This is a genomic window from Halococcus salifodinae DSM 8989 (genome assembly GCF_000336935.1).
Taxonomy (GTDB): Archaea; Halobacteriota; Halobacteria; order Halobacteriales; family Halococcaceae; genus Halococcus; species Halococcus salifodinae.
Window position 1 is genome coordinate 109,550 of the sequence record NZ_AOME01000076.1, and the last position, 26,114, is coordinate 135,663.

28 protein-coding genes and 1 tRNA gene are annotated in these 26,114 nt (G+C 63.3%); 6 read left to right on the forward strand and 23 right to left on the reverse strand.

Annotated features, from left to right (window positions below):
• Positions 1 to 2 precede the first annotated feature (2 nt).
• Positions 3 to 764, reverse strand: a complete 762-nt coding sequence (locus C450_RS16030; RefSeq protein WP_005045234.1) for an SDR family NAD(P)-dependent oxidoreductase — start codon at positions 762 to 764, stop codon at positions 3 to 5.
• A 163-nt stretch (positions 765 to 927) separates the two neighbouring features.
• On the opposite strand from C450_RS16030, the gene C450_RS16035 reads away from it, so the two are divergent.
• On the forward strand, positions 928 to 1,665 hold the full coding sequence (locus C450_RS16035) for an SDR family oxidoreductase (RefSeq protein WP_005045236.1): 738 nt from the start codon (positions 928 to 930) through the stop codon (positions 1,663 to 1,665).
• Here C450_RS16035 and C450_RS16040 read toward each other — a convergent pair.
• Both C450_RS16040 and C450_RS16045 read right to left on the reverse strand, forming a co-directional pair.
• Positions 1,652 to 2,083, reverse strand: a complete 432-nt coding sequence (locus tag C450_RS16040) for a hypothetical protein (RefSeq protein WP_005045238.1) — start codon at positions 2,081 to 2,083, stop codon at positions 1,652 to 1,654. The genes C450_RS16035 and C450_RS16040 overlap by 14 nt on opposite strands.
• Positions 2,080 to 3,252 (reverse strand): MBL fold metallo-hydrolase, encoded by a 1,173-nt coding sequence (locus C450_RS16045; RefSeq protein ID WP_005045240.1) that lies wholly within the window; start codon positions 3,250 to 3,252, stop codon positions 2,080 to 2,082. Before C450_RS16045 ends, C450_RS16040 begins: the two co-directional genes overlap by 4 nt.
• A 279-nt stretch (positions 3,253 to 3,531) precedes the next feature.
• On the opposite strand from C450_RS16045, the gene C450_RS16050 reads away from it, so the two are divergent.
• Positions 3,532 to 4,185 (forward strand): hypothetical protein, encoded by a 654-nt coding sequence (locus tag C450_RS16050; protein ID WP_005045243.1) that lies wholly within the window; start codon positions 3,532 to 3,534, stop codon positions 4,183 to 4,185.
• Between the two features lie 50 nt (positions 4,186 to 4,235).
• Here C450_RS16050 and C450_RS16055 read toward each other — a convergent pair whose 3' ends face one another.
• Positions 4,236 to 4,715: an RNA-binding protein gene (locus C450_RS16055; protein WP_005045247.1), complete on the reverse strand. Its 480-nt coding sequence runs from the start codon at positions 4,713 to 4,715 to the stop codon at positions 4,236 to 4,238.
• 114 nt (positions 4,716 to 4,829) lie between these two features.
• On the opposite strand from C450_RS16055, the gene C450_RS16060 reads away from it, so the two are divergent.
• Complete coding sequence (locus C450_RS16060; protein WP_005045249.1) at positions 4,830 to 5,138, forward strand: DUF7562 family protein; 309 nt, start codon at positions 4,830 to 4,832, stop codon at positions 5,136 to 5,138.
• Between the two features lie 90 nt (positions 5,139 to 5,228).
• On the forward strand, positions 5,229 to 6,509 hold the full coding sequence (locus tag C450_RS16065; protein WP_005045251.1) for an RNB domain-containing ribonuclease: 1,281 nt from the start codon (positions 5,229 to 5,231) through the stop codon (positions 6,507 to 6,509).
• Between the two features lie 34 nt (positions 6,510 to 6,543).
• Here the strand turns inward: C450_RS16065 and C450_RS21750 are convergent, their stop codons facing one another.
• The 11 genes from C450_RS21750 to C450_RS16110 form a co-directional block, all read right to left on the reverse strand.
• Positions 6,544 to 7,173, reverse strand: a complete 630-nt coding sequence (locus C450_RS21750; protein WP_152424520.1) for a hypothetical protein — start codon at positions 7,171 to 7,173, stop codon at positions 6,544 to 6,546.
• Positions 7,173 to 7,664 (reverse strand): zinc ribbon domain-containing protein, encoded by a 492-nt coding sequence (locus C450_RS21755; protein ID WP_152424521.1) that lies wholly within the window; start codon positions 7,662 to 7,664, stop codon positions 7,173 to 7,175. The genes C450_RS21750 and C450_RS21755 overlap by 1 nt, the downstream gene beginning before the upstream one ends.
• Positions 7,665 to 7,773: 109 nt before the next feature.
• Positions 7,774 to 7,938 (reverse strand): hypothetical protein, encoded by a 165-nt coding sequence (locus tag C450_RS22170; RefSeq protein ID WP_161606975.1) that lies wholly within the window; start codon positions 7,936 to 7,938, stop codon positions 7,774 to 7,776.
• A gap of 126 nt (positions 7,939 to 8,064) precedes the next feature.
• On the reverse strand, positions 8,065 to 9,351 hold the full coding sequence (locus C450_RS16075) for an L-lactate MFS transporter (RefSeq protein ID WP_005045254.1): 1,287 nt from the start codon (positions 9,349 to 9,351) through the stop codon (positions 8,065 to 8,067).
• 180 nt (positions 9,352 to 9,531) lie between these two features.
• Positions 9,532 to 10,281 carry a CehA/McbA family metallohydrolase gene (locus tag C450_RS16080; RefSeq protein WP_005045256.1) on the reverse strand — a complete coding sequence of 250 codons (750 nt, stop codon included), beginning with the start codon at positions 10,279 to 10,281 and terminating at the stop codon, positions 9,532 to 9,534.
• 264 nt (positions 10,282 to 10,545) lie between these two features.
• Positions 10,546 to 10,617, reverse strand: a tRNA-Ala gene (locus C450_RS16085).
• Between the two features lie 10 nt (positions 10,618 to 10,627).
• Positions 10,628 to 11,245 carry a rhomboid family intramembrane serine protease gene (locus C450_RS16090; protein ID WP_005045258.1) on the reverse strand — a complete coding sequence of 206 codons (618 nt, stop codon included), beginning with the start codon at positions 11,243 to 11,245 and terminating at the stop codon, positions 10,628 to 10,630.
• A 105-nt stretch (positions 11,246 to 11,350) separates the two neighbouring features.
• Positions 11,351 to 11,662 (reverse strand): 30S ribosomal protein S10, encoded by a 312-nt coding sequence (rpsJ, locus tag C450_RS16095; RefSeq protein WP_206536545.1) that lies wholly within the window; start codon positions 11,660 to 11,662, stop codon positions 11,351 to 11,353.
• Entirely contained in the window at positions 11,659 to 12,924 is a 1,266-nt protein-coding gene (gene tuf, locus C450_RS16100; RefSeq protein WP_005045262.1) for a translation elongation factor EF-1 subunit alpha, read from the reverse strand. Before tuf ends, rpsJ begins: the two co-directional genes overlap by 4 nt.
• Positions 12,925 to 13,068: 144 nt before the next feature.
• Positions 13,069 to 14,022: a homoserine dehydrogenase gene (locus C450_RS16105; RefSeq protein WP_005045264.1), complete on the reverse strand. Its 954-nt coding sequence runs from the start codon at positions 14,020 to 14,022 to the stop codon at positions 13,069 to 13,071.
• Positions 14,019 to 14,558 carry a hypothetical protein gene (locus C450_RS16110; RefSeq protein ID WP_005045266.1) on the reverse strand — a complete coding sequence of 180 codons (540 nt, stop codon included), beginning with the start codon at positions 14,556 to 14,558 and terminating at the stop codon, positions 14,019 to 14,021. The genes C450_RS16105 and C450_RS16110 overlap by 4 nt, the downstream gene beginning before the upstream one ends.
• Before the next feature lie 162 nt (positions 14,559 to 14,720).
• On the opposite strand from C450_RS16110, the gene C450_RS16115 reads away from it, so the two are divergent.
• The gene (locus C450_RS16115) at positions 14,721 to 14,939 is read left to right on the forward strand and encodes a hypothetical protein (RefSeq protein WP_005045268.1); all 219 of its coding nucleotides are present in this window, start codon (positions 14,721 to 14,723) and stop codon (positions 14,937 to 14,939) included.
• A gap of 268 nt (positions 14,940 to 15,207) precedes the next feature.
• Here the strand turns inward: C450_RS16115 and C450_RS16120 are convergent, their stop codons facing one another.
• From C450_RS16120 to C450_RS20960, 3 genes are all read right to left on the reverse strand, one after another.
• Positions 15,208 to 17,394, reverse strand: coding sequence for an elongation factor EF-2 (locus tag C450_RS16120; RefSeq protein ID WP_005045270.1), 2,187 nt, complete (start codon positions 17,392 to 17,394; stop codon positions 15,208 to 15,210).
• Between the two features lie 118 nt (positions 17,395 to 17,512).
• Positions 17,513 to 17,752, reverse strand: coding sequence for a hypothetical protein (locus C450_RS21760; protein ID WP_152424522.1), 240 nt, complete (start codon positions 17,750 to 17,752; stop codon positions 17,513 to 17,515).
• An 83-nt stretch (positions 17,753 to 17,835) separates the two neighbouring features.
• The gene (locus tag C450_RS20960; RefSeq protein WP_080510321.1) at positions 17,836 to 19,116 is read right to left on the reverse strand and encodes an ATP-dependent nuclease; all 1,281 of its coding nucleotides are present in this window, start codon (positions 19,114 to 19,116) and stop codon (positions 17,836 to 17,838) included.
• A 293-nt stretch (positions 19,117 to 19,409) separates the two neighbouring features.
• Between C450_RS20960 and C450_RS16125 the strand changes: the two genes are divergently transcribed.
• Positions 19,410 to 20,159 (forward strand): DUF5781 family protein, encoded by a 750-nt coding sequence (locus tag C450_RS16125; RefSeq protein WP_005045272.1) that lies wholly within the window; start codon positions 19,410 to 19,412, stop codon positions 20,157 to 20,159.
• A 79-nt stretch (positions 20,160 to 20,238) separates the two neighbouring features.
• Here the strand turns inward: C450_RS16125 and C450_RS16130 are convergent, their stop codons facing one another.
• The 5 genes from C450_RS16130 to C450_RS16150 form a co-directional block, all read right to left on the reverse strand.
• A complete protein-coding gene (locus C450_RS16130) occupies positions 20,239 to 20,859 on the reverse strand; it encodes a 30S ribosomal protein S7 (RefSeq protein ID WP_005045275.1) in 621 nt (206 codons plus the stop codon).
• Positions 20,859 to 21,287: a 30S ribosomal protein S12 gene (locus tag C450_RS16135; protein WP_005045278.1), complete on the reverse strand. Its 429-nt coding sequence runs from the start codon at positions 21,285 to 21,287 to the stop codon at positions 20,859 to 20,861. Before C450_RS16135 ends, C450_RS16130 begins: the two co-directional genes overlap by 1 nt.
• 240 nt (positions 21,288 to 21,527) lie before the next feature.
• Positions 21,528 to 21,953, reverse strand: coding sequence for a NusA-like transcription termination signal-binding factor (locus C450_RS16140; protein ID WP_005045280.1), 426 nt, complete (start codon positions 21,951 to 21,953; stop codon positions 21,528 to 21,530).
• Position 21,954: 1 nt separating this feature from the next.
• Positions 21,955 to 23,151 (reverse strand): DNA-directed RNA polymerase subunit A'', encoded by a 1,197-nt coding sequence (gene rpoA2 / locus C450_RS16145; RefSeq protein ID WP_005045286.1) that lies wholly within the window; start codon positions 23,149 to 23,151, stop codon positions 21,955 to 21,957.
• Positions 23,144 to 26,098, reverse strand: a complete 2,955-nt coding sequence (locus C450_RS16150; protein ID WP_005045288.1) for a DNA-directed RNA polymerase subunit A' — start codon at positions 26,096 to 26,098, stop codon at positions 23,144 to 23,146. The genes rpoA2 and C450_RS16150 overlap by 8 nt, the downstream gene beginning before the upstream one ends.
• Between the last annotated feature and the right edge of the window lie 16 nt (positions 26,099 to 26,114).

Below are 26,114 nucleotides of genomic sequence, written 5' to 3' on the forward strand. Positions count from 1 at the left end.
CGCTACTGCGCGGAGTACCCGCCGTCGACGACGAGTCCGTGGCCGGTCACGTAGGAGGACTCGTCGCTGGCGAGGAAGGCGATGCAGTCGGCGATCTCGTCGGGTTCGCCGAGCCGTCGCAGGGGGTACTGGGCCGTCAGCCGCTCGCGGGCGATCTCGGGGTCGCCCTGCGATTCGAAGAACTCCCGGCCGAGTGCGGTGTCGGTGAACCCCGGACAGACGGTGTTCGCGCGCACGCCGTGTGGCCCTGCCTCGGCGGCCACCGCCCGGGTAAAGTTGAGTACCGCGCCCTTCGTGAGCGAGTAGACCGACTGTTTCGGCAGACCGAGCACGCTCGCCAGCGATCCGACGTTCACGATCGCGCCCGATCCCTGGGCCTTCATCGCCGGCAGGGCGGCGTGACAGCCGTTCCACACTCCCCGAAGGTTGATGTCGAGAACTCGATCGAACGTCTCGGTGTCGGTTTCCTCGACGACCGCCGGCGGTTGGCCGATGCCGGCGTTGTTGACGAGTGCGTCGAGACCGTCCTCGGCGGCGATGGATTCGACGAGGTCGGCGAACGCCGCCTCGTCGCGCACGTCGAGTTCGTGGAAGGTCGCGTCGCCCTCGGCCGCCGCGATCCGCTCGACGGTCTCCTCGCCACCCTCACGGTCGACGTCAGTGACGATCACCCGAGCGCCCTCCTCGGCACAGCGCTCGGCGGTCGCACGCCCGATCCCCGCGCCTGCACCCGTCACGAACACCGTCTGATCCTCGAATCGCATGGTAGGTCGCCACGGCCTGGCAGCATAAACCCGATCGGTCGTGGACGAACGATCAAGATGGTTGGACGGGCCGTCGGTAGGCGGAGGATCGACGGGGTGAACCCAATCGTGAGCGCGGATCGACCGCCGAAAGAACGAACCACGCTGCCGTCTATCGGACCGTATGGCAGCCGACCAGCCACTCGCCGACGACACGGCGATTGTCACCGGAGCCAGCTCGGGGATCGGAAGCGCGACCGCACACGCGCTCGCACGCGACGGGGCCGACCTCGCGCTCGCCGCACGACGAGAGGAGCGTCTCGAAGAACTCGCTGCGGAGCTCGAAGCCGATCACGGCGTCGCGACCCTCGTCGCACCGACCGACGTCACCGAGGAGGACGCGGTCGCGGACCTCGTCGATGGGACGGTCGATGCGTTCGGCGGCCTCGACGTGCTCGTCAACAACGCCGGTCTCGCGCGCGGGTCGGCCGTGGAGGACCTCTCGACCGAGGAGTACCGCACCATGATGGATGTCAACGTCGACGGCTGTTTCTTCGCGACGCGCGCGGCGCTCCCCCATCTCCGGGCGTCCGAGGGAAACCTGGTCTTCGTGGGGAGCTTCGCGGGGCAGTACCCCCGCCCGTTCAACCCGGTCTACGCCGCGACGAAGTGGTGGGTTCGCGGGTTCGCCCATAGCGTCGCTGGCGCAGTCGGTGAGGCGGGCGTCGGTGTCACCGTGATCAACCCCTCGGAGGTGCGGACGGAGTTCGGCGACGACGAGAGCTTCGCGGAACGGTTCGACGAGGGCGAGGTCACCGAACCCGACGAGATCGGCGACGCGATCGCGTTCGCCACGCGCCAGGACCGTTCGACCGTGAGCGAACTCGACCTCTTCCGGCGCGACAAGTTCAGCGACTTCTGAGTTCGACCGCGAGCGCGTCGGCGGGGTCGGCCGGTCCGCGGACGTATCTCGTGGGATCGCGCTCGACCGCGAAGGCGTGGATCGTGACCACCAGACGCTCGGAATCGAGCGTCGCACGCAGGACGGGACCGACGCTCGTGATTGCGACGTACGGCGGCGCGGCGACCGGTTGGGCCGGGAGTTCCTCGTCGAGCGTGTCGACGGCCCCGGCGAGCGCCGCCGCCAGGCGGTTGAGTACACCTGCACGATCGAGCGCACGCTTGAACGGGTCGACCACCGCCGCCCGGTCGGACGTGGTCGCACCATCCCACGAGTCGGCAACGGCGTCGGCACACGCGAGCACGGCGTCGAGCAGGTCGGCGTGAGTGGTAAGGAGATGCTCGCGAACGGTGGCCGGTGCGGACGTGGGTCGGTTCACTCCGTGGGCGCAGCGGCACAGTTGTTCGGCCCGAGTTCGAGTTCGAACGCGGTCTCGTCGTCGGCGCTTTCCCGTCCGCGGTTGATCGCGACGATGCGCTCGTGGTTCGCTGGTCGTGGTCCCATCCCGTCGAGCACCCGCTCGACGAACCGCTCGCGATCGAGTGAGAACACGGAGAGTCGATCGCGGAGGTCGCCGAGCCGTGTGGCGTACGCGCCGTCGGTCTCCGATCGTTCCGACGGGCCGTAGTGGCCTGGCGCGACGAACAGATCGTCGTCCAGCACGTCGAAGCGCTCGGTCAGGGTGCCGTGGAGCGTCCTGGCGAGGTCGCGCGCGCCGTCGGCTCCGGCTTCGAGGTCCGGCCGTGGAACGCCGTCGAGGAACAGCGAATCACCGGTCAGCAGGGTATTGCCGACCCGGAACGCGAACGCGCCCGAGGTGTGGCCCGGTGCGGCGATCGCTTCCATTACCGTGTCGCCGAGTTCGAGTGCTTCGCCGTCGGCGATCGTCGTGACGTCGTCGACGCCACGCGCGGCGGCAGGCTCGGAGAGGACCGGCTCCGCGCCGGTTTCGGCCGCGAGCCGTCGAACGCCGCTCACGTGGTCTGCGTGGAGGTGAGTGTCGATCGCATAGCGGAGGTCGACGCCACGATCCGCGGCGTCGGCAACGTACCGATCGGTGAACTCTCGGAGCGGGTCGATCACCGCCGCCTCGCCGCCGGCGTGGACGAGATACGCGAGACAGCCGCTCGACGGCCGGCGGTACTGGACGATGGTTGTGGAACCGCCGGAGTCGATCTCGCTCGCGCGGTAGACCCGTGCCCAGCCCGTCATTCCCTCGGCCAGGTTGCGGGCCGTGACGCCCACCCCGGTGAGCAGGTCGGCGACGTGATCGCTCGCCTCGCCACGACCACAGACCACCGTGATCGGCTCGTCGAGGTCGAGATCGGCGGCGAGGTCGTCGATCTCGCCCGTGACCTCGGCCTGGAGGAATCGGGCGTGGGGGACGTGCTCGCGCTCGATCGACGATCCCTCGATGGCCCAGGACGCGATCTCGTCGCGGTCGCGGACGTCGAGTACGCTCATCCGATCGCCGGCGTCGATGGCGCGCGCGAGTTCGGCGGGGGTGATCGCGTCGTCCGCCGTCGATCCGGACGAAGATGCATTCATGTGCGCGGTAGGTGTCCACGGCCGATATACTGTTGGTCGAGTGTCCACCGGCGCGGTGGTGGCGCTCGCGGTGCGGAGAGCGTCCGCTCGTGCGAGGGATGACTGAGTGCGGCGAGCGAAGCGAGCAAGCGAAGGAATCGGTTGGGGAGGGTGTGGCCTGCGGTTCTCGTTTGCGTCGTGATTTGCCTCCGGCGAGTCGGCTGCCGTCGCCCTCCACGATGAGTCACCATCGATTCCTCGTGCCCGACAGTATAAGTGTCAGCCACGATAGTGGACGTCATGGACGGCGAGACCCTGATCGACGACGTGCGGGACGCGAAGGCGACCCGGCTCGATCGGCTCGGCGGGACCAAATGGCTGCTCGCGGCGACGGGGGCCGACCTCGAAACCGAGCGCGTTCTTCGGGTAGCGACCGAAAGCGAGACGGCCGCCGCCGAGACGTTCGAGCAGTGGGCCGACGACGAGGGGAGCGATCGGGCGCGCGAGGCGTTCGCGTCGGTCGCGGCGCTCGAACGCGACCACGCGGCCCGAGTCGCGGACCACCTCGACGGCGATCCCGAATCGGAGACCGATTCCGGACCGGACGCCGCGCCTGGCGCGCTCCACGAGCATCTTCGAGGTCTCGACGATACCGCAGAACGCGTCGGTGCGGGTCTCGTCGGACGGCCGCTCGTGAGCGACCGCACCACCGTTCAGATCGTGAGCTTCTTCGTCAACGAGGCGGACGAGCGCCGCGCCGATCTCTTTCGAGAACTTCGATCCGAAACCGGCGACCTCCTCGACGAAGGGGCGGCGGTGCTCGATGGGGTCTGTGGCGCGGACGACGATTGGGAGCGCGCCCGCGGAGCCGCCACGGCGACGATCGACGTCGCGTACGACGAGTTCGCGGGCGATCTCGACGCGATGGGGCTCGACCCGCGTTCGATCTGCTGAGTCGTGCCGTCGCTCGCAACCGAGTGCGGGTGCCGAGAGCGGTGTGCGTCTCAGATCGAGAACTCGTAGAGGTCGTCGCCGACGTGGTGGACCGATGCGACGACCTTCCCCGAATCCCCGGTCATCTCACTCCCGTCGACGAGCGCGCGCCCGACCGCGAGAGCCTTGCCGTGGGCTTCCTCGACGATCACGACGTGCTGGTCCGCTTCGATTCCGGGGTCGGCCTCGGTGATACCTGGCCGCATCACGTCCGCGCCGTCCGAGACAAAGGAGATCGCGCCGGTGTCGACGGTGACGACACCCGTCTCGGGCGGATGGGCGTTCGCGCCGCGCACGGTGAGGAAGGGTGCGTCGTCGAGGTAGATCACGAGCGGCTCGCCATCGACGAGGACGAGGTCACGATCACTTTCGGCGAACTCGACGCGCTCGTAGGTGTCACCGGCGAGGTCGACGCCGAGCCGATCGGCGAGCGTCCGCTCGATCTCGTCGACTGCGTCGCTTCTGAGGTGGTGGCGGGATCTGACCTGCATACCCTCTCGTACCCATCGGCGGTGATAAATCGTGCGCCAGCGACGCGGACACAACCCGGATACGACAGGTGGCCGACGCGAAGAGGTAAGTGCGCGGCTACCGAAGGAGATCGTATGTGGGGGTCCCGGCGCACCCGGGAGAGCAAGACGATCACCTGTATTGCGTGCGGCGGCTCGGTCCGGCGCTCGGAGGCGCGCGAGTACGACAAGCACGGCGATCGATGGAAACGCACTGGAAAAGAGTTCGAACACCTCTGTAAGGACTGTTATCGCGACCTCTGCCACCAGCCGCGCGACGATCTCGAAGCCCTGCTCGTCGAGATCCACGCCATCGAGGGCACTGAGTCGCGGACCGCGTTCCTCCGACGGTACGACGAGATCGTCGAGGAACGCTACGGTCCGCTCGAAGAGCGCGAGCGCTGACTCGCGGCTCGCCGTTCTTTCTTCGTCACCGTCCCACCGCACCCGTCGTCGTGCCAGAACGACTAATTGTCGGCTGCCCGTAGCCCGGTCATGAGCGATCAAGCAGCCGCTGGCACCACCGAAGGACAGGGGCCGGTCGAGATCGACGAGGAACTCGCCCGCCACCTCGAGAACAAGCGCGAGGAGCTGTTCGAGAAGTTCGGCATCCACGAGGAGTTCCCCGACGAAGTGCTCGAAGAGGCCGAAACCCGCACCGAGGACGTCGCAAGCGAGATCGACGACGAACTCGACGATCGTCAGGATCTCCGCGACCTGACGACGTGGACTACCGACCCGGTCGACGCGCGGGACTTCGACGACGCACTCAGCATCGAGAAGGGTGAGCAAGAGTTCGTGCTCCACGTCCATATCGCGGACGTGACCCACTACGTCCACCCCGACAGTGAGATGTGGACCGAGGCGGTCGAGCGGGCGAACACCGTCTACCTCCCGGATCACACCGTCCACATGCTGCCCGCGACGCTCGCCGAGACGGTGTGTTCGCTCGTGCCCGACGAGGATCGCCTCGCCCACACCGTCGAGATGCATCTCGACCGCGAGACCCTCTCCTTCGAGTCGATCGACATCTACAAATCGGTGATCCGGAGCGACGAGCGGCTGACCTACACCCAGGCCGAACGCCGGCTCGACGATCCCGAGAGCGCACTCCACGAGGAGAGTTCCTTAGTGTTCGAACTCGCCGACCGGCTCCACGAGCAGCGCAAGGAGGACGGTTCCTTAGTATTGAACCCGCGCCGCGATCGCGCCCACACCATCATTGAGGAGTGCATGCTGAAAGCGAACAAGGCCGTGACCCACGAGCTGATGTGGAATCAAGGGGTCGAGGCGATGTACCGCGTCCACCCCCAGCCATCGCCCGACCAGTGGGACGACGCGCTGCAGGAGATCCAAGAACTCGACGGCGTGTCGATCCCCGGTGACGCATGGGGCGACGACCCCCGGATCGCGGTGAACGCCACCCTGGAGGAGGCCCCTGAGCGCCAGCTCGGCAAGATCCAGTACGCCGTGATGAAGGTGATGCCGCGCGCCCGCTACATGAACGACCCCTTCGGCGGGCACCACGCGCTCAACTTCGACATCTATGGGCATTTCACCAGCCCGATCCGCCGGCTCTCCGATCTGGTGAACCACTGGATCGTCCACGCGAACGACGTGCCCGAGAACCTGCTGCAACTGTGTGATCACGCCTCCGATCAACAACAGGCCGGCGAGAAGTGCGAACGCGAGTACAAGCAGTTCCTAGAGGAGGTCGGGCTGGATGCGGATGCGGTGAACAACCGTGGGATCGAGATCGTGGAAAAGGACCAATGAATTAGATAGTCTAAACTCGTTGAATCTTGTTTTGTTAAGCCTGACTGAGTTCTTGCTCGGTCATATCCACCGAAGGCTCACCACCAGCACAATTTTGACAATAATTATTGCTACCTTCATCCCTCGTGGCTATCGGCACTCCAAAAAGGACAAATTGTTCCCGATAGGTTCGAGCGATGCCCTTGTCGATACTATCATAGCACACGTTGCAGGGTTCTTCGACATTTCGAATGATTGCCTCTCCGGTCGAACGATTCCATCCTACCGTGGTAACTGGGTGTTTTATGCTGATTCGTTCTCGAACAGGTGGAAGAAGAATTGCACCAATAGCGATGAAGATCACGCCTTGTATGAACGATATGACCAATCCTACGATTCCAGCTCCGCTGAAAAGCGTGCCTAGTCCTCCCAAAACAAATAATACACCGAATATCCACGCGAGAGATTTTAACCCATACCGGAACAGTTTTTCTATATCGACCTCTGTCGATTGATCAATATCTCCAAGTCCAGAAGACAAACTGCTTTCACTATCTTCGATAGATGACGTTTGACTCACCTCCTGATTTCTCACTCCGCAGTGAGGACACAGTTCCGCTTGTTCCTTAATTGCCTCTCCGCACGACGCACAGAAGACTTCGTCATAGCCTTTTTCTCTCGACATCAGTAACCTGCTACCCCAGCCCTTCTGAGTTCTTCTCTAGCATCTTTAATCATTTTTCTCGTATGAAGGGGGACGATAACGAACCCGAGAAGAATATAATTAAAGGTGAGAAAATTCAGGACGGCCAACCCAGTCTTACCGACCTTGAGGTATCCAATCGGCGTGAGAAACAACCCCCACAGCATAGTGGTTGTTATATCTTTGCTTGCCATCTTTTCCAACTCATATTGACGTCTATCTGATATTTCGATGCTACTGCCTTGTTTTTGCTTTCCTGTCTGTCTTTCGTCCGTGGTTTGTCGAACGCCGCATTCTGGACAGACTTCAGCCTGATTCTTGATAGCTGCTCCACAACTTGTACAATAGACTTCGTCAGGACCCAGTTTTGGCTTGCTGTTAGAAGTTGAAGTGGTTTCTTGAATCGATTCCTCGGGGTCTGATTCTAATTCAGTAGTTTCCTCCTGATCTGAGTCTGGTTGTTCTGATGCCATTGAATCGGTTGCTATTCGCTACCCATATTAATCATTTGTTAATAGATGTGGTAGTTGACAGGCGCTCTATCCTCAAAATTTAAACCATCGCGTGAACGTGCGGCGACGATTACTCGGCGATCGCTTGGACGAGCAGCGCGATGATGACCGGGATGTCGATGCCCGATGCGATCAATACCACGAGAATCGGTATCTTCCCGACGGTGCTCGCGTCGCCCCGGATCGATCGCCGTGCGTCGTTGATGCTTTCGGCGAGGTCGGTGATAGCGCCCATGCGGCGAAAACCGGGACGAAGCGTGTTCACCGCTGGGCCGGCCAGCGCAAGCAACGGGGCCGTGCAGTCACCGTTCTATCGGCCGACGAAGCCAAAGTCGATCGGTGGTTCGTCGATCTCGGTCGTTCAGTCGGTCGCCGTCTCCGTGGCGCTCGGAGCACGACTCGCGTTCTGGAGCTTGCCGATCCGCCAGCGGAGGACGACCACCGTCACGAGACCCACGACGAGCGCACCGTTCATGACGTACAGCGCGCTCGTGTAGTTCCCCGTCGATTCGAGAATTATCGAGGCGAGCTGCGGGCCGGCCACGCCGGCGACACCCCACGCCGTGAGCGCGTAGCCGTGGATCGCGCTGACCTCCTCGGTGCCGAAGAGGTCGCTGAGGTACGCCGGCAGGCAGGCGAACCCGCCGCCGTAGCACGTGATGACGAGGAAGATGATTCCCGCGAGGAGCCAGACGCCCGTGACCTGTGGCATCACGAAGAAGGCGACGATCTGGATGGCGAAAAACGCCGCATACGTCGTCGTCCGGCCGATGTAATCCGACAGGGAGGCCCACGCGATGCGGCCGCCGCCGTTGAAGATCCCGATGTAGCCGGTGATGAACGCGGCGGTCGTTGCGCTCGCGCCGGCGATCTGCTGGAGCATCGGCGAGGCGAACGCGAGCAGCATGATCCCCGCCGAGACGTTGATGAAGACGATGAGCCACACCATCCAGAAGCGTGGCGACGTGCGTGCTTCCTTCGCGGTGAGGTTACTGATTCCCGACAGCGCGCTCCTCGCTTCCTCCTGGTTTTCCGGTGTGTCTTCCATCCCCTCAGGCAGCCACCCGTCCGGCGGCTTGGCGAGATAGCTCGATCCCGCCGCCATCAGGACGAAGTACAACGCGCCGAGGGCGAAAAAGGCCGTCGCGACGCCGTAGCCCTGGATCAGGAAGTTTCCGAGCGGACCGGTCAGCAGCGCGCCGGCCCCGAACCCCATCACTGCGAGGCCGGTAGCCATTCCGCGGCGGTCGGGGAACCACTCGACGAGCGTCCCGATCGGTGTGATGTATCCGACTCCGATTCCCATCCCGCCGACGACCCCGAACGTAGCGAGAAAGAGCGGGAGGCTTCCGAGGAGGACACTCACGCCGGAGCCGACCATCCCGAGGCCGTACAGGACGGCCGCAGCCAGCCCGGATCGCCGTGGGCCGTACTTCTCGACGTAACTCCCCAGGAAGGCGGCCGTGATGCCGAGCACGAAGATAGCGATCGAAAAGGCGGTCGTCACGCTCCCCGTGCTCCAGCCCAGCGTCTCGTTTAACGGTATCTGGTAGATACTGTACGCGTAAATGCTACCGATCGACAGGTGGATCGCGACGGCCGACGCCGCGATCACCCATCGGTTCTTGTCCGTGCCCGTGGCTGACATCCTCTAACAGCACGTTCTATCGTTAATAACAAGTTTTGGTTGCTGAAACGGTTGCCGATTCTCGGGCACAGAGAGACAAATTTCCCTTGACACGAACTGTTCCCAGTTCTGTGGCCAAAACGAGTGTCGCATCGAATCAGTTTCGAAGTGCAGCTCCGCGGTCCGAACGCGCCACGCCGATCACTCGCTCATCGAGGCGGGGACGGTCGGGACGACCGGCATTCGCGACGTGGCGAGATAGGCTCCCTTCCGGAACGCACCTTTCGTGTACTGACGTGCGCTGCGGTGGATCGGCGTTCGCTTGCCCTTGATCTCGGTCGCGCCCGCACGCATCGCCTCGACGACCGCCTCGCCGTCGATGGCCTCGGAGCGAAGCGACGCGGCGTCGAGATCGATCCGGATCTCGGTGTAGGCCCGGCCGACGTTCGGGAGGGTGTGAGCGTCGCTCGCGCCGACTTTCGGGTACTCGTGCGCCGTCGCGAACGCCCGTGCCCGACGGTTCCGGTAGCCCGTGAACACCATCGAGTTGTAGGCTTCGATCGCATCACAGTCGGTGAGATAGCGTTTCCTGACGCCGTGACGGCTCCGCTGGAAGGGGTGGGGAACGACCGCGACGCCGCCGAGGTCGCGCACCCGCTCGACCGTTTCAGTGAGCGATCGCCCCCGTTCCGGGCGGGTTTCGACCCCGATGGCGAGCAGGTGGCCGTGGCTGGTCGAGACCTCGACGCCCGGGATCCCGAGCAGCCCGTACTCGGGCGCGAGCTCGGCCGCTCGGAGCGACTCCTCGATCGCGTCGTGGTCGGTGACGACGATCCCGTCGAGTTCGAGATCGGCCACGTGTTCGAGGAGGAGTTCGACCGGCTCCCGGCCGTCGTACGAGCCCTCCGAATGGACGTGCGGATCGATGGCGACCGTGGCCGTCTGACTCATTCGTCAATCATATCTCCCGGATCGGTAATAAGCGCTCCCTCCGAGTGAGTGTGAGCGGCGGCTGTGCGGTGGCGAGTGGTCGTATCGTAATTCGACTTCGATGATCGTGGCTGTGAGCCGCCAGAGCCGTCTGCTGTTGAGGGAGTACATCGGAATCGCTCGAACGATACCGAGCCCACGACGGACTCGCCGGGACCGAGCAAACGCGAAGCGTTTGCGAGGGTCGGCGAGTCCACGACTGAACGAGCGAAGCGAGTGAAGGAGTGGACTCGCCGGGATTCGAACCCGGGGCCTCTTCCTTGCGAAGGAAGCGATCTACCACTGATCTACGAGCCCGCATCCGCTTCTATCCGGGCGGTCCGCTTGTAACTTGCGTTCTGTCGCGAGGTTTGCCAACCGCCAACAGCCCCATGCGTCCAGCGAGCAGTCCGAGCAGGAAGCCGGTGAAGTGCGCGACCAGCGCGACGCCGGGCGCGCCGGTCATCACCGTCACGACGATCGCGAGCACCGCGAACAGCGCGATCTGGGCCCATCGGTTCAATCGGAGCACGTCGAGCACCGAGCCCGACACCGGATTGCCGGCGACGACGTACCCCAGCAGGGCGAAGATCGCGCCGCTCGCGCCGAGAACCCGACTCCCCGGCAGGAGCATCACCTGGGCGAGGCCCGCGAGCACGCCCGTGGTGATGAAGAAAACGTGATACCGGAACCACGTGGTCGAGCGCTCGACGATCAGTCCGATCAGCACGAGCATGATCGCGTTGCTCACGAGATGTGCGGGGCCGGCGTGAGCATAGACACTCGTCACCAGCGACCACGGTCGAAGCGGGAAGGTCGGACCGAGAACGAACAGGAACTGCGACAGGCCGAGCAAACCGAGCAGCTTGGTGGCCTCGTTGACGACGAACACGACGGCCATGATCGCGAGCGTCTGAACCGTCGGACTTCCCGCGAGGCGACCCATACCTGTGGTTGTGTCTCGTGATAGAAAACTGCACGGGTGGTGTGGGCCGAGCGCGTGAGCGAGCTCAGTGCCGCGGCCGACAGCTGTCGAGTCGAACCGTCGCGTTCAGTCTTCGAGAACGATCTCGATGCTGACGTCGTTCGGCACTTGGATCCGCATGAGCTGGCGGAGTGCGCGCTCGTCGGCGTCGAGGTCGATCAGCCGCTTGTGGACCCGCATCTCCCAGTGCTCCCACGTCGCGGTCCCCTCGCCGTCGGGGGATTTCCGGATCGGCACTTCGAGCTCTTTCGTCGGCAGCGGGATCGGTCCGCTGAGATTGACCCCCGTCTTGGTGGCGATCTCGCGGACGTCGTCGCAGATATCGTCCAAGTCCTCCGGGCTCGTGCCGGCGAGGCGGACGCGCGCCTGCTGCATTATGACTCGTCGACCGAGAGGACCTTGCCAGCGGCGATGGTCTGACCCATGTCGCGGATGGCGAAGCTCCCGAGTTCGGGGATCTCGCTCGACGGCTCGATGCTCAGCGGTTTCTGCGGACGCACGGTCACGACGGCGGCGTCACCCGACTGGATGAAGTCGGGGTTCTCCTCGTCGACCTCGCCGCTGGAGGGGTCGATCTTCGAGTCGATCGACTCGATGGTGCAGGCGACCTGTGTGGTGTGTGCGTGGAAGACCGGGGTGTAGCCCGCGGTGATCACGCTCGGGTGCTGCATCACGACGACCTGGGCCTGGAAGGTCTCAGCGACTGACGGGGGGTCCTCGGCGGGGCCACAGACGTCGCCCCGGCGGATGTCGTCCTTGCCGATGCCGCGGACGTTGAACCCGACGTTGTCACCCGGCTCGGCCTTCGGGACTTCCTCGTGGTGCATCTCGACGGTCTTGACCTCGCCGCCGACGTCGCTCGGCTGGAAGGAGACGTTGTTGCCGGTTTCGAGCGTGCCGGTCTCGACGCGCCCGACTGGTACTGTACCGATGCCCGAGATGGTGTAGACGTCCTGAATCGGAAGCCGGAGCGGGGCGTCGGTCGGCGGCTGGGGCTCCGGAAGGGTGTTGAGCGCTTCGAGAACCGTCTCGCCGTCGTACCAGGGCGTGTCGTCGCTCGCCTCGGCGATGTTGGTACCCTCGAACGCCGAGATCGGGATGAAGCTCGCGTCCTCGGTGGCGAAGTTGACCTGACCGAGGAGCTCCTTGACCTCCTCGATGGTCTGTTTGTAGTCGCTCTCGGAGTTGTCGACGAGGTCCATCTTGTTGATCCCGACGATCAGATCCTGGATGCCCAGCGTGCGGGCGAGGAAGACGTGCTCTTGGGTCTGGGGCTGGACGCCGTCGTCCGCCGCGACCACGAGCACGGCGTGGTCGGCCTGGCTCGCGCCCGTGATCATGTTCTTCACGAAGTCACGGTGGCCAGGGGTGTCGACGATGGTGAAGTAGTACTCGTCGGTGTCGAACTCCTGGTGGGCGATGTCGATGGTGACGCCTCGCTCTCGCTCTTCGGCGAGGTTGTCCATCACGTAGGCGAACTCGAAGCCGCCCTTGCCCTTCTCCTCGGCTTCCTCTTTGTGCTGCTCGATGACGTGCTCGGGGACGTTGCCTGTCTCGTACAGGAGGCGTCCGACGAGCGTGCTCTTGCCGTGGTCGACGTGGCCGATAATGGCCAAGTTCTGGTGCGGTTTGTCTGCCATAGGTGTCTCACGCGCAGGGTGCGCTGTACCGGGAGCGTTCGGTAGTTCCGGTTAAAACGATTACGATACACGGCCCGAGAACGCCAGCCTCGGCCGGTTTGGGACGCCTGCCCACGGCCTCGTCGCTGCGGATGACCGACTCGTTCAGGGAAGTCGCCCCACGTCCCCGAGCACTGCGGTCGCGGTCGCCCGACCGCCCGCACCGCGCCCGCTCAGGTTCAACTGGCCGGCGTGGCGGGTTTCGACCTGGACGATGTTCTGGGTCCCAGTCACGGCAAGGGTCCCGTTTTCGGGCACGAGGCGGGGACCGACCCGGACCTCGGGGCCCCCGTCGCCGTCGACGACCTCGCCGACCAGCCGGACGGTGCGGCCGTCGTCGGTGGCGAGATCGAGCGCGCTCGGGGTGAGATCGGTGATGCCGGTGACGTCGGCGTCCGCGAGTGTCGTCTCGCCGTTTCCGAGGACGTTCGCGAGGATGGCACACTTGAGTGCGGCGTCGGTGCCCTCGACGTCGAAGGTGGGGTCGGCCTCCGCGACGCCGAGGTCCTGGGCCTCCGCGAGCACGTGGTCGTATGCGAGCCCTTCGGCACTCATCCGCGAGAGGATGAAGTTCGCGGTCCCGTTGAGCACGCCCCGGACGGCGGTCACGTTCGCCGGGCCGAGATCCGCGATCGTCGAGAGCACCGGGATCGCGCCACCGACGGCGGCCTCGAACAGGACTTCGCCCTCGCTTTCGCGCTCGGCCGCCCGGAGGTCGGCGTACCGCTCGGCGACCGGGCCCTTGTTCGCGAGCACGGCGTGGGAATCGCGATCGAGCGCGTGGCGCACGTGTGAGAATCCAGGTTCGGCGTCGCCGAGGGTCGTCGGCGTGGCCTCGATCAGGGCGTCGTACTCCGCATCGAGCGCGCGATCGATTTCGTCGGTGCCGATGCCTCGGCCCTCGGCCTTCCGTTCGAGAGCGGTCCCGACATCGATGCCGTCGGGATCGACCGTCGCGCTCGTCGAGTCGGCGAGCGCCGTCACGCGGTGGCCGTACTCGCCAGCAAGCTCGGCGACCGCGCTCCCGACCGCGCCACAGCCGATGATCGCGAGTCTCATCGGTCGGCCCCCACGAGCGGCTCGACGAGGAGCAGGTCCTTCTCGTCGGCGACGTCGCGAACGGTGTCGAGCGCACGGTCGCGCTCGCCGGTCTGAGTCGCCAGCCGGAGGCGGGCGCTCGCGGGTTCATCGGTGCCGTCCGGGGCCGATAGTGCGATGTCCGCTACCGAAGCGCTCGCACATTCGAGCCGCGAGAGGGTATCGGAGAGATCGGTCTCGACGAGATCGCCGACGAGCACCACCGAGAGTTCCTCGCCGTAGCGTTCCGCGCCGGCCTGGATGACGTTCACGCCCGCCTCGCGGAGTGCGGTCACGATCGACTCGAAGCGCTCGGGCGTCGCCTCCAGATCGACCTCGACCGGGATATGACCCCGGGGAGTGAGCGAGCCCCGCTCGTGGAAGATCGAGAGGAGGTTCCCGCCGTTGTCGGCGATGGGTTCGAGCGTACGGAGGAGCTCGCCAGGCTCGTCGACGAGTTCGAGCCGCACCGTGTACGCCGAGACCGTGCCGTCGGCCGATTCGCTCACGGCGACCACCGTAGCGTGCGTGCGTCAGTCGTATTCATACCCCCTGCTCGCGGGCCGTCGGGCTTAAACACTCACTTCTCGGCTGGTTCGTTGTTGCCGCGGTTGGTCGTCCGGCCCGAGCGCTCCGCTGCCAGTCGAACCGCTTAGGGTCGCGCCGTCCCAATACTATCCATGTCGGTCGCCCATCAGATCATGGATGTCTTCATCTCGGGATTGATCGCGGGGCTGTCGTCGTTCCTGCTCAGTGCGTTCGCGCCGCGGCTCGCGGTGACGATCGGCGTCATCCTCGCCAGCATGTACTACTTCTCGCGCAACCCGTGGGGCAGCCAGAACGGTGACGCGATCAACGATCGGTTGGACGATCTCTACGACCAGTATCTGCCGTTTTGAGCGGTTGCTGCGGCGGTCGCGGTGCGGCAGCGGCCGCAGTACGGTGGCGGGTGCGGTCCTCGGCGGATCGAGGGCGAGGACGCGACCAACGGGAGCGTCCGAGGGCTCGGGCGGTGCTGTGCGGTTGCGGAGAGCACCAGTGATCCCACCGCGAACGAGGTCGAAGTTCTCGTGAGCGGGTGTTTTTGGTCCAGATTTTTGCGAGGGGTTGAGCGAGCCGAAGGCGAGCGATGCCCCGAAGTAAAAAGGTGGGTACGAAAGGTGGGTTCTAGAAGTAGTCCACGCCGGGCGGGAGTTCGAGCTTCATCCCTTTGCGCTCGCGGATCTCCTTGATCGTCTCGGGCTGGAGGTTGTCGGCCATCACCTGGAAGCCCGCGTTCTCGGTGTTCCACGACGCGCGGCCCTCGGTCGCGGAGCGAATGTCGCTCGCGAACCCGATCATCTCGTCGACCGGCGCGACGCCCTCGACCACCATGAGGTCGCCTTCCTGGTACATGTCGTCGACCTGGCCACGGCGGCCCTGGATCTCGCCCGAGGCGGGACCCATGTGCTCCGAGGGAACGTCGATCCGGACGTTCTGGATGGGTTCGAGCATCGAGATCCGACCGTCGATCAGCGAGCGGTGGACCGCCTGCCGGACGGCGGGGATGACCTGAGCGGGCCCACGGTGGATGGCGTCCTCGTGGAGCCGCGCGTCGTCGAGGCGGATGAGGGTGCCCTGGACCGGCTCTGCGGCGAGCGGCCCGTCGTCGAGCGCCTCTTCCCAGCCCTCGACGACGAGTTCCATCGTCTCGTTGAGGTGCTGAATCCCCTTCGTGTCGTCGATCAGGACGTTCGTCCCGTGGATGGTCTCGACCTCTTGGGAGGTGTCCTTGTCCATCCCTGCCTCTTGGAGCGCCTCGCGGCGTTCCTGTTCGGGCATGTCCATCGACGCCTCGCCGCGCTTGATGGTCTCGACGACGTCCGCCGGGAGGGGTTCGACGGTGAGGTAAAAGCGGTTGTGACGGTTGGGCGACTGGCCCTCGACCATGTCGGAGGGCTGCTGGACGGCTTCGCGGAAGACCACGATGGGCTCACCCGTGGTGACGGGGATGCCCTGGTTGCGCTCGATGCGCTGGGTGATGACTTCGAGGTGGAGCTCGCCCTGGCCGGAGATGAGGTGCTCGCCGGTGTCCTCGTTGATCTCGATCCGGATGGTGGGGTCCTCCTTCGAGACCTGCTGGAGCGTCTCGATCAGCTTCGGGAGGTCGTCCATGCTCTGGGCCTCGACGGACTTCGTGATGACGGGCTCGGAGATGTGCTCGATCGACTCGAACGGTGTCATCTCCACGCTCGATACCGTCGAACCCGCGATCGCGTCCCGAAGGCCGGTGACGGCGGCGATGTTCCCGGCGGGAACGCGCTCGACCTCCTCACGCTCGCCGCCCATGAAGATCCCGACCGACTGGATGCGGTTGGTGCCCGCCGTCCCGGAGACGTAGAGGTCCTGGCCGCGTTCGAGCGTGCCCGAAAACAGTCTCCCGGAGGCGATCTCGCCGGCGTGGGGGTCCATCCCGATATCGGTCACCATGAACACGACCTCGCCCTCGTCGTCGACGAGGCGCATGCCCTCGGCGAGTTCGGACGTGTCGTCGCCACGCCACACGGTGGGAACCCGTTCGGGCTGGGCCTTCACGGGGTTCGGGAAGTGTTCGGCCACCATGTCGAGCACGACGTTCGAGAGCGGCGAGTGCTTGCGGAGCTCGTCGATCTCGTCGTTGCGGTTGTAGTCGATGATGTCGGCGAAGTCGATCCCGGTGGCCTGCATCTGGGGCAGGCTGGTCGCCCAGTTGTAGAGCGCCGAACCGAACGCCACGGTGCCGTCCTGGACCGAGACCTTCCAGCCCTCTTCTTCGTATTTCTCCTCGTCCATCCCACGGATGAGCTCGTTGACGTCGCCGATCACGGCCTGAAGGCGCTCCTGCATCTCTTCGGGGCCTTCCTGAAGCTCGTTGATCAGGCGGTCGACCTTGTTGATGAACAGCGCAGGTTTGACGTTCTCGCGGAGTGCCTGACGAAGGACGGTCTCGGTCTGGGGCATCGTACCCTCGACCGCGTCGACGACCACGAGCGCGCCGTCGACCGCGCGCATCGCCCGGGTGACGTCGCCGCCGAAGTCGACGTGGCCCGGCGTGTCGATGAGGTTGACGAGGTGGTTGGTGTCCTGGTACTCGTGGGTCATCGAGACGTTCGCCGCGTCGATCGTGATCCCGCGTTCCTGCTCGTCCTCCTCGGTGTCCATCGCGAGCTGCTCGCCCGCGAGGTCCTCGGAGATCATGCCCGCGCCGGCGAGCAGGTTGTCCGTCAGCGTGGTCTTGCCGTGATCGATGTGTGCGGCGATCGCGATGTTCCGGATGTTCTCCGGTTCGTCCATCAGCCGCTCGCACTCCTGTACGATCTTTCTACGTCGGCCCATTATGTCGATTCGTACCGGAAGCAGGGTCAAAAGGGTAGTGATACGCTTTTCTCTCGTTAGCCCCTAATTGAGAAGAGGAGCGACCTTTTGAACCAGAACTCTCAAAATCAGTGATGTTTTATACTGCAACTATATTTTCATATTGGTCTACAAGTGATTTCTGAAATTGGTGTACAAATCGTTGTAGTTGGTCAGGACAGTCACTATCTATCTGGTCAAGCACTTCATCAATATTCTCAGATACTTTCCCATTTATGTCAAACCATCCTTCAGCAGCTCCTACACTCAGAATATAGAGACCATGACTCTCAGCAGCGAGTATGAGTTCTCCAATATTTTTGGCGATTTCGTTGTTCACTGAGGATATACCATCCTGCTTGAAATCCGACCACTCAGTACTACTTGATTGGATTTGTTGACATATGCGGTTGCACTCGCTCATCATACTCCCCATATTTTCCCACTTAGCGCTTCAAGAGAATCACGAAATATTGATGGAGACGACAAAATATCAATATCGGCTACGATCACCTGAGGTATCGCTCCTGCTCGTAATACGTTGGCAATTTTAGGTGCATTGTGTATCCTATTACAGGGTATATATTCGGCATTTCTTTCACCAAGGATCTCGTCAGCTACATATCTGTAAACTAACTTATCTGAGCCACCCTCACAAATCACTATTCCTTTTTGGAATACACCGTTCATCACCCTCAAACTAGATAATAGAGAGTCGGAAGATAGGTTAGAAATCACATCTTCCGAAATTTTGTTATACTGCGTATGATCATCGGATCGATTAAGTCGATATACTGTGGTGCCAGCATTTCCAGATAGTACTCCATCTAAGAAATGGGAATTGTGAGTAGAGATTACAATCTGGCCAGAAGTACTCCTTGCGTGTTCAGATAACCAAATGCCAAATTCTCTCGCTTGTGCAGGGTGCAGAAAAGCCTCTGGCTCGTCCAGCAACACGACACGTTGTTGTGCTAAAAGCAGACTTAAGATTACCCCCGCTAAACTCCGATAACCGGCCCCTTGATCATCTATTTTCTCACCTATTTCTTGATCATTTTCCGGATTACCAGTCGGAGTAACTATGTTTCCGTTGATATTATCTAGGTCGTCATCTACTCTGAGTGAGAAGGTGCGAGTGCTACTGAAATCAAGTACTATATCTTGTTGGAAAATGTTGTTGAAAGCACTATTGAGTTCTCTGCGAGCAGAAGGAGCTTCGTAAAGCTTCTGTAGAACATTGGACGGATCTCCCTCATGGAAATTATAAGTTTCACAAGAATTGGCGATTTCGAGCCTTGAAGATGCGTTTAGAAAAGCTACTTTGAATTGCATTAGTCTACGGCGAACCAAATCAGAACTCGTTACATCGCCGCCACTGGTTTGTAGCCCTTCTAATTGGTTTGTGTTGAGATTCTCTGTATTGCGATTGTTAAGACTGGGCGAAATTCCGCTTACATTATGTCTGTTAGCCATATCTGGATTTTCTACGACAGACAATTCCTGCATAAACGCACTATAACTCGTATCTTCATAATCAATATCCGTCACAATAGTAGAATTCGACGCCTCTTGTCCATTTGACATGATACTAGAAATGTCGCGTAGTGTCTGTGATTTCCCAGTATTATTAGGGCCTACTAAAATAACAAAGTCAGATAAATTAACCGTCTCACCGTTTTTGGTCGAGTAATCGTTTATTTTCATTTGGTTTTAAATACCTACCGTCTGGTTGGCTCGCTGAGTAGATGCCAGTAATCCCGTGAGTAGTAAAAACCCACGGTCGGTTCCACTAGTTGTCTGTTTCACTACTGGCGTTGCACTCGGGGGGTTTTCAGTCATCGAAATGATTGCACAGCAAATTTTAGCTGATCCAGATGCCACCAGCAGGCTTTACTGCCAGTGAGTGGATCGGTCACACCGAGTAGGGAGAGGAAACTGTTGTCAGGGCGCAACACCGGCACAAGAGTCATACCCGTCCCAGCCTGTGATGAGTACACATGGACGTTCGCGTGCAGTCAGCCGGCCCGACCGAACCGTTCCTCGGCGCGCGCGACCTCTTCACGACCGAACACGACCTCGATCTCCCGGTCGACGTCCACGTTCGCGACAACCCCGACTCGCGGACCTGGACCGCCCACTACGACGACCACCACGTGCTCAACATCTCCCGCCAGGCGGCGAACTCCGCGATGGCGCGCCCGCTCGCGCTCCACGAGTATTCGCACATGCGCCGTCACGAGACCGACCATCCCTCGCACGTCCAGTCGACGCGGGAGGCGCTCTATCTCGCCTTGGCGGGCCACTCGGTCGAGCGGCGGACGCTCACCCAGTGCTATCAGATCGCGAACCACATGAAGGACATCTACGCCGACGACATCACCCTTACTGTGGCTCCTGCCGACAGGCTAGTGGCGTTTCTGGAGTCGAGCCTCGCGGCCGCGCTCGCGGACCGACCCGCCGATCCGCCGTCGTGGACGCGACTCACGCCCGCGGCCGACCCGGAGATCACCGCGGTCAACGCGGCGTTCGCGCTCGCACTCCTCGAACGCCACGACTGCATCGGCGACGACCATCGGCTGTACGACCTCGCCCACGCCGCCGCGAACGACGCCGCCGGGATCGAAATCGCCGCGTTCAAGCGTCGCTTTCGGGATCTCGGGGCTGATCCCGACGCGGGCGAGTACCGTCGCGCGCTGGTCGAGGCGACCCGTGAGTACGCGACTCGATCGAACTACGCCGCCGACTGACCACCGCTGCTCGTCGCGACTGCTTGGCGGCCGAAAACAGGAAAACCGACGATCGAACCGAAATCAGATTCGGACCGGATCAGCGAGCCGCGGCCGCGACGCGCTCTTTCTCCTCTTTCTGGTTGACCGCGTACGTCTGGACGTCGTAGTTCGCCGCGCCGGTGAGCTGGTCGGCGAGCGCCTCGTGGGCGTCGGTCGGCGACTTGAACGACGCGTTGTACGCGCCCTCAGCGAGGAACTTGAGCGCCTGGTCGACCCGGCGCTGGGGGGCAACGTCCACAGCCTGGGGCACCGAAATCCCGCCGTACTTCAGCCGCACCGTCTCCTCGCGCGGAGCGGCGTTCTCGACCGCGGTGACGAGCACCTGGATCGGGTTCTCGTCGGTCCGGTCGTGGACCTCCTCGAACGCCTTCCGGACGATCCGGGTGGCCTGCTGTTTCTTGCCGGTGTTCGCGTCGGACTGCATCAGCCGGTTGATCAGCCGTTCGACGATCGAGACTTCGCTCTTCTGGAACTGCTTGCCGGCGTGGCGACCCATCGTGTGCTCCACGGGGGTGACGGTGATGTAGCGCTTGGTCGAGGGGTCGTTGTACTCGAACCCCGTGACTTCCCAGCGCTCGAACAGCTGCGCGTCGGTCTCGCTCTCCTCGTCGGTCCCAGCGGGTTTCTCCGGCTCGGGGGTATCCTCTTCGGCAGACATTATCGCACCGGCTTCTCCGCGTTCCCGCGGACGAGTTCGATCAGGCTCACGCCGTTGACCTTCTCGACTTTGTAGTTCACGCCCGAGATGTCACCCATCGCGCGGCCCTTCGCGCCGCCGATCCCCGCGATCGTGACTTCGTCGTGCTCGTCGATGAAGCTAATCGCGCCATCGCCGGGACAGAACGCCGAGACCTGTTTGCCGTTTTTGATGAGCTGGACCCGGACACACTTCCGGATCGCGGAGTTCGGCTGCTTGGCTTCGATGCCGACCTTTTCGAGCACGATGCCCCGTCCCTGGGGAGCGCCTTCAAGCGGGTCCGACTGCTCGCGCAGCCCGCGTTCCCGCCGGGCGTACTCCGAGTCGGACCACCGGTGGCTCTGGCGGTCCTTCTTGAGTTTCCGCGCCGCGTACTTGCCGTTGGCCATATGGACTCCTGTATCCGATGGGCGCACTTAAGCCTCCCTTTTCGGGTCGTGGCAAGCGCTTCGACTGAGACCGTGTGTGGGTGCGGATGGCGCGCGGCGGGCGCGCCGCGGTGCGGTGTGGTTTGCGGAGCGGTGGCGGTTTCTCACTTGTACCGGCAATCGCGGTTCAGCTCTCGTTTCGGCCTCTTTCATTCTCTGAGGTCGTTTCTCTCGTTTTGGATCACATCTTCCACGAGAACGCTACGCTAGTTCGATGTCGTCGATGTCGAAATGCCGCTTCGCCAGTCGCCGCGCGGTCTCGATCCGCCGGCCGTCCGCACCGATCGCCGCGCCCCGGTCGGCCCGATCGACCTCCGCATAGGCCACCGTATCCCGGTTCTCGCTGATCGTGACGTTGTACACCGCGGCGGGCGCGAGCGCGTTGGCGACGAACGCCTCGGGCGTGTCGGCGTCCTCGACGAGCGTGACCGGCCGATCGAGTCGCTGTTCGACTTTTTCGACCATCCGTCCGTCGGGACCGATCGCGTCGGCCATCTCGCCGGCCGCCACCAGAAAACAGACTCGATCGTTCGCATCGTCGAACAGACAGTCGACGGCGGTCGTTCCCGTGACGTCCTCGAACAGCGCGATGTGTCGGCGCGCCGCGTCCGAGAGCGTCACGCGCATCTCAGTCGGCGCTGGTTTCGTCGTCCGCGCCGCCGGCCGCACCGCTCGTGCCGCCCATCCGGAGGTTGACGTCGCCGGTGCCGAGCTTGATCGGCTTGCCGACGATGACGTTCTCGGTCACGCCGTTGAGATCGTCGACCTCGCCGTGGACTGCCGCATCGAGCAGGTGGTTGACCGTGACCTCGAAGGCGGCACGGGCGAGCACCGAGTCCTTCGAGCCCGAGATGCCGTGGCGACCGATCGACTCGATCGTGCCCTCGGCGGTCATGATGTCCGCGACGAGCATGAGGTGGCGGATGTTGACGTTGCCGAGGCCCTGCTCTTCGAGCGTGTCCATCGTCTCCTCGATAATGGTCTCGCGCGCGGCCTCGACCCCGAGGTTGCTGTGGATCTCGTGGATGTTGTTGCACGTCGTCCGCGAGGCGTCGACGCCCTCGATGTCGAGCACGTCGCCGAAGGCCGATCCCTCGGTGTAGAGCACGAACTCCTCGCCGGTGTCGAGCTCCTCCTTTCGGATCACGACCCGCGAGACCTCGTCGATCCCCTTGAACACGATCTCGCGCAGCTCCTCGACGAGCTGGAGCAGATCACGATAGCTCGGCTGCTCGGGTCCGAACTCCACAGTAGTCCCCGACTGGGTGACGTCGACGCCGAGGCTGTCCTCGATGATCTCGGCGACTTCTTCCGGCGTGATCATCCGCTCTTCGAGGGTCTGATCGTTCAGATCGATCTGCACGAGCATGTCGGCGACGTTGGTCGAGACGTCCCCGAGCGCGAGGATGCGCGTCGCCTCGATCCCCCAGACCACCTCGTGGGCCTTCTCGCGGTCGGTCGCGTACTCCCCGTCCAGATGCACCGTCATCATCGGCGTGTCGGGGGTCTTCCGAGCGTCGACGAGTTCGATCAGCCGCGGCAGCCCCTGAGTGACGTCGATCTCCGCCACGCCCGCGTAGTGGAACGTGTTCATCGTCATCTGGGTGCCGGGCTCGCCGATCGATTGAGCCGACACGGTCCCGACGGGATCGAGTGGGTCCACCCGGGTGTCGAGATACCGCTCCTCGACCGCCGTTGCGATCTCGTCGGCCTCCTCTGCGGTCACGTCCCGGTCCTCGATCGTTTCGTACACTTCGTCCTTGAGTCGTTTCGGGAGGTCGGTCCCCTCGACCGTCGACTCGATCCCGCTCGTGATCTCAGTCATCGTTCACCTGTGGCACTTCGATCGGCGTGTCGGTTCGGTCGTCGGCCATCCGGTCGTCGGCGTCCTCCGAGAGATTGGTCGTCGGCTCGGCGACGAACGCCTCGCCGTCGTCCGCGAACTCCGCGGCGAGCACGTCGTCCGCGATCGCCTCGACGTTGACGTCGTTCTCGGTGTCCGAGGAGACCTTCACCGGACTGGTGCCGTCCTCGCCGAACTCGAACTGGACGATGTTGTCGTTGGTGTCCCGGACGGTGCCGTCGTACTGGGTTTCGAGCTCCGACAGCGCGTTGATCAGCCGGCGCTGGAGGTAGCCCGACTTCGAGGTCCGGACCGCCGTATCCACGAGTCCCTCACGGCCGCCCATCGCGTGGAAGAAGAACTCCCGTGGCGTGAGCCCGCCGCGGTAGGAGTGCTCGACGAACCCGTGGGCCTCCGCCGAGAGGTCGTCTGGCTTGTAGTGACTCAGCGTGCGGTCCTCGTACCCGCGATTGATCCGTTCGCCACGGACCGCCTGCTGACCGACGCAGGCCGCCATCTGGGTGAGGTTGAGCATCGAACCACGCGCGCCCGACTCGGCCATGATGACCGCGGGGTTGTCCTCCGCGAAGTGGTCCTCCGCGATGTCACCCGCCGAGTCCCGGGCCTTCCCGAGTGTCTGCATGATCTTCATCTCGAGGGTCTCGTCGACGGTGCGGCCGGGCAGCGATTCGAGCTCGTCGTTCTCGTAGGTGGTGATGAGCTCGTCGATCCGCTCGTAGGCGTTGTCGATGCTCTCGTCGATCTGGGTCTCGGCCGCTTCCGGGATCGACTCGTCGTCGATCCCGATCGAGAACCCGAAGTGCATGATCGCGCGCATCGCGAGCGACGCGACCTCGTTGATGAGCACGCGCGCACGGGTCTCGCCGTGCTTTTTCACGATGCGGTCGACGACCTCGCCGCCGAACGCGCCGACGGCGTCCTCGTCGACGGTTCCCTCGATGAGCTGGCCGTCCTCGATCACGACCGTATCACCGGTCGACGAGCTGAACTCGAGGTCGAGGTCGCCGGGCAGCAGCTCGGAGAAGATCGTCCGGCCGGTCCAGTACGGCTTTCCGTCCTCTTCACCATCAGAATCAGGCAGCCCGTCGACCGCCGTCGCCCGGAGGAGATCGAGCGCCTGTGTCTCGTTGAACCGCGGGATCCCACCGGTCTCGGGGTCGTCGTGGGTGAGGAGATAAGTCCCGCTGATGTGGTCTTGGATCGCGCCGATGATGTTCTCGCCCATCTTCGGCGAGAGGATCTGCTCTTGGACCCGCATCAGCACGCGGGCCTCTGCACGCGCCTCCTCGTTCTGGAGGGCGTGCATGTTCATCTCGTCGCCGTCGAAGTCGGCGTTGTACGGCGGACAAACAGTAGTATTCAGCCGGAACGTCTTGTACGGCATCACCACGACCTCGTGGGCCATGATACTCATCCGGTGGAGCGAGGGCTGGCGGTTGAAGATCACGATGTCGCCATCCGAGAGATGGCGCTGGACCTGCCAGCCGGGCTCGATCCGCTCGGCGAGCTCTTCCTTTGCCTGATCGAGGATCTTCATCACCTTGCCGTCGGGCCGGATGACCCGATTCGCGCCGGGGTGGGTCTCCGCGCCGTTGCGAACGTACTGGCGCGCCTCCTCGATGTTGCGCTCGTTGACGTTCATCGTCTGGGTCATCTCTTCGGCGACCCGTTCGGGAACCCCGACCTCGTTCAGGCTGAGGGTCGGGTCCGGCGAGATAACAGTACGAGCCGAGAAGTTCACACGCTTGCCCGAGAGGCTGCCTCGGAACCGGCCGTCCTTGCCCTTCAGCCGCTGTGAGAGGGTCTTGAGGGGCCGTCCGGAACGGTGGCGAGCGGGCGGCGTGCCTGAAATCTCGTTGTCCATGAACGTCGTGACGTGGTACTGGAGCAGCTCCCAGAGGTCCTCGATGATGAGCTGTGGCGCACCCGCCTCACGGTTCTCCATGAACCGCTGGTTGATCCGGATGATGTCCACCAGCTTGTGCGTCAGGTCGTCCTCGCTCCGCTGGCCGTTGTCGAGGGTGATCGATGGCCGGGCGGTGACCGGCGGCACGGGGAGGACAGTCAAGATCATCCACTCCGGGCGCGAACGCTCGGGATCGATCCCGAGTACCGCGATATCCTCGTCCGGGATCGCTTCGAACCAGTCCCGGATGTCGCTCGGCATCAGCTTGTTCATGTCCTCCTCGGTGAGGTCGACGTCGAGCGCGCGCTCGATCGCCTCGCGATCGGCCTCGCGCGGCCGGAACTCCCCACCCAGAATGTCGTTGATCCGCGAGAGGTCGATGTCGGTCTCGTCGGCGAGCTGTTGGGGCGAGCTACCGGGCTCGTCCGACTCCTCGTCGGGCTGCATCGCCTCGGCGATCAGTTCGGGGTACTCCGCCGCGAGCACGTCCTGGACCTCGTAGTACGTCGTCGGCTTCTCGTGCTGGATGTCGTACTGCTCCTCGCCGCAGTACGCACACCGATCCTTCTTTCGCGCCTGGCGGATCGCGGCCTTCGTCACGTCGTTCACGTCGTCGTCGAGTTCGCGCGCCCGCTGGAGGCGGTTCGCGAACTCGTTGCGCTCCTGTTCGTCGAGCAGGAGTCGCGAGCACTCCCGACAGGTGCCCCGAAGCAGCCGCCGCATCAGCTTCGTGAACCCGACGTGGATCACGGGCGCGGCGAGCTCGATGTGGCCGAAGTGGCCGTTACACGATCCCGAGTGCTGACCGCAGGTCTTGCACTCCAGACCGGGGTCGATCACGCCGAGCCGGGGGTCCATCAGCCCCATGTCGATGGGGTAGCCGTCGTCGTCGTAGGTGTCGGCGGTGATGATCTTCGTCGCGCTCATCTCGCGGTACTCCTCCGGGTTCATCAGCCCGAAGTCGATCGCACCGATCTCCTTTGGTGTTGCGTTCGTGCTCATGTGTAGTCGGTAGTGA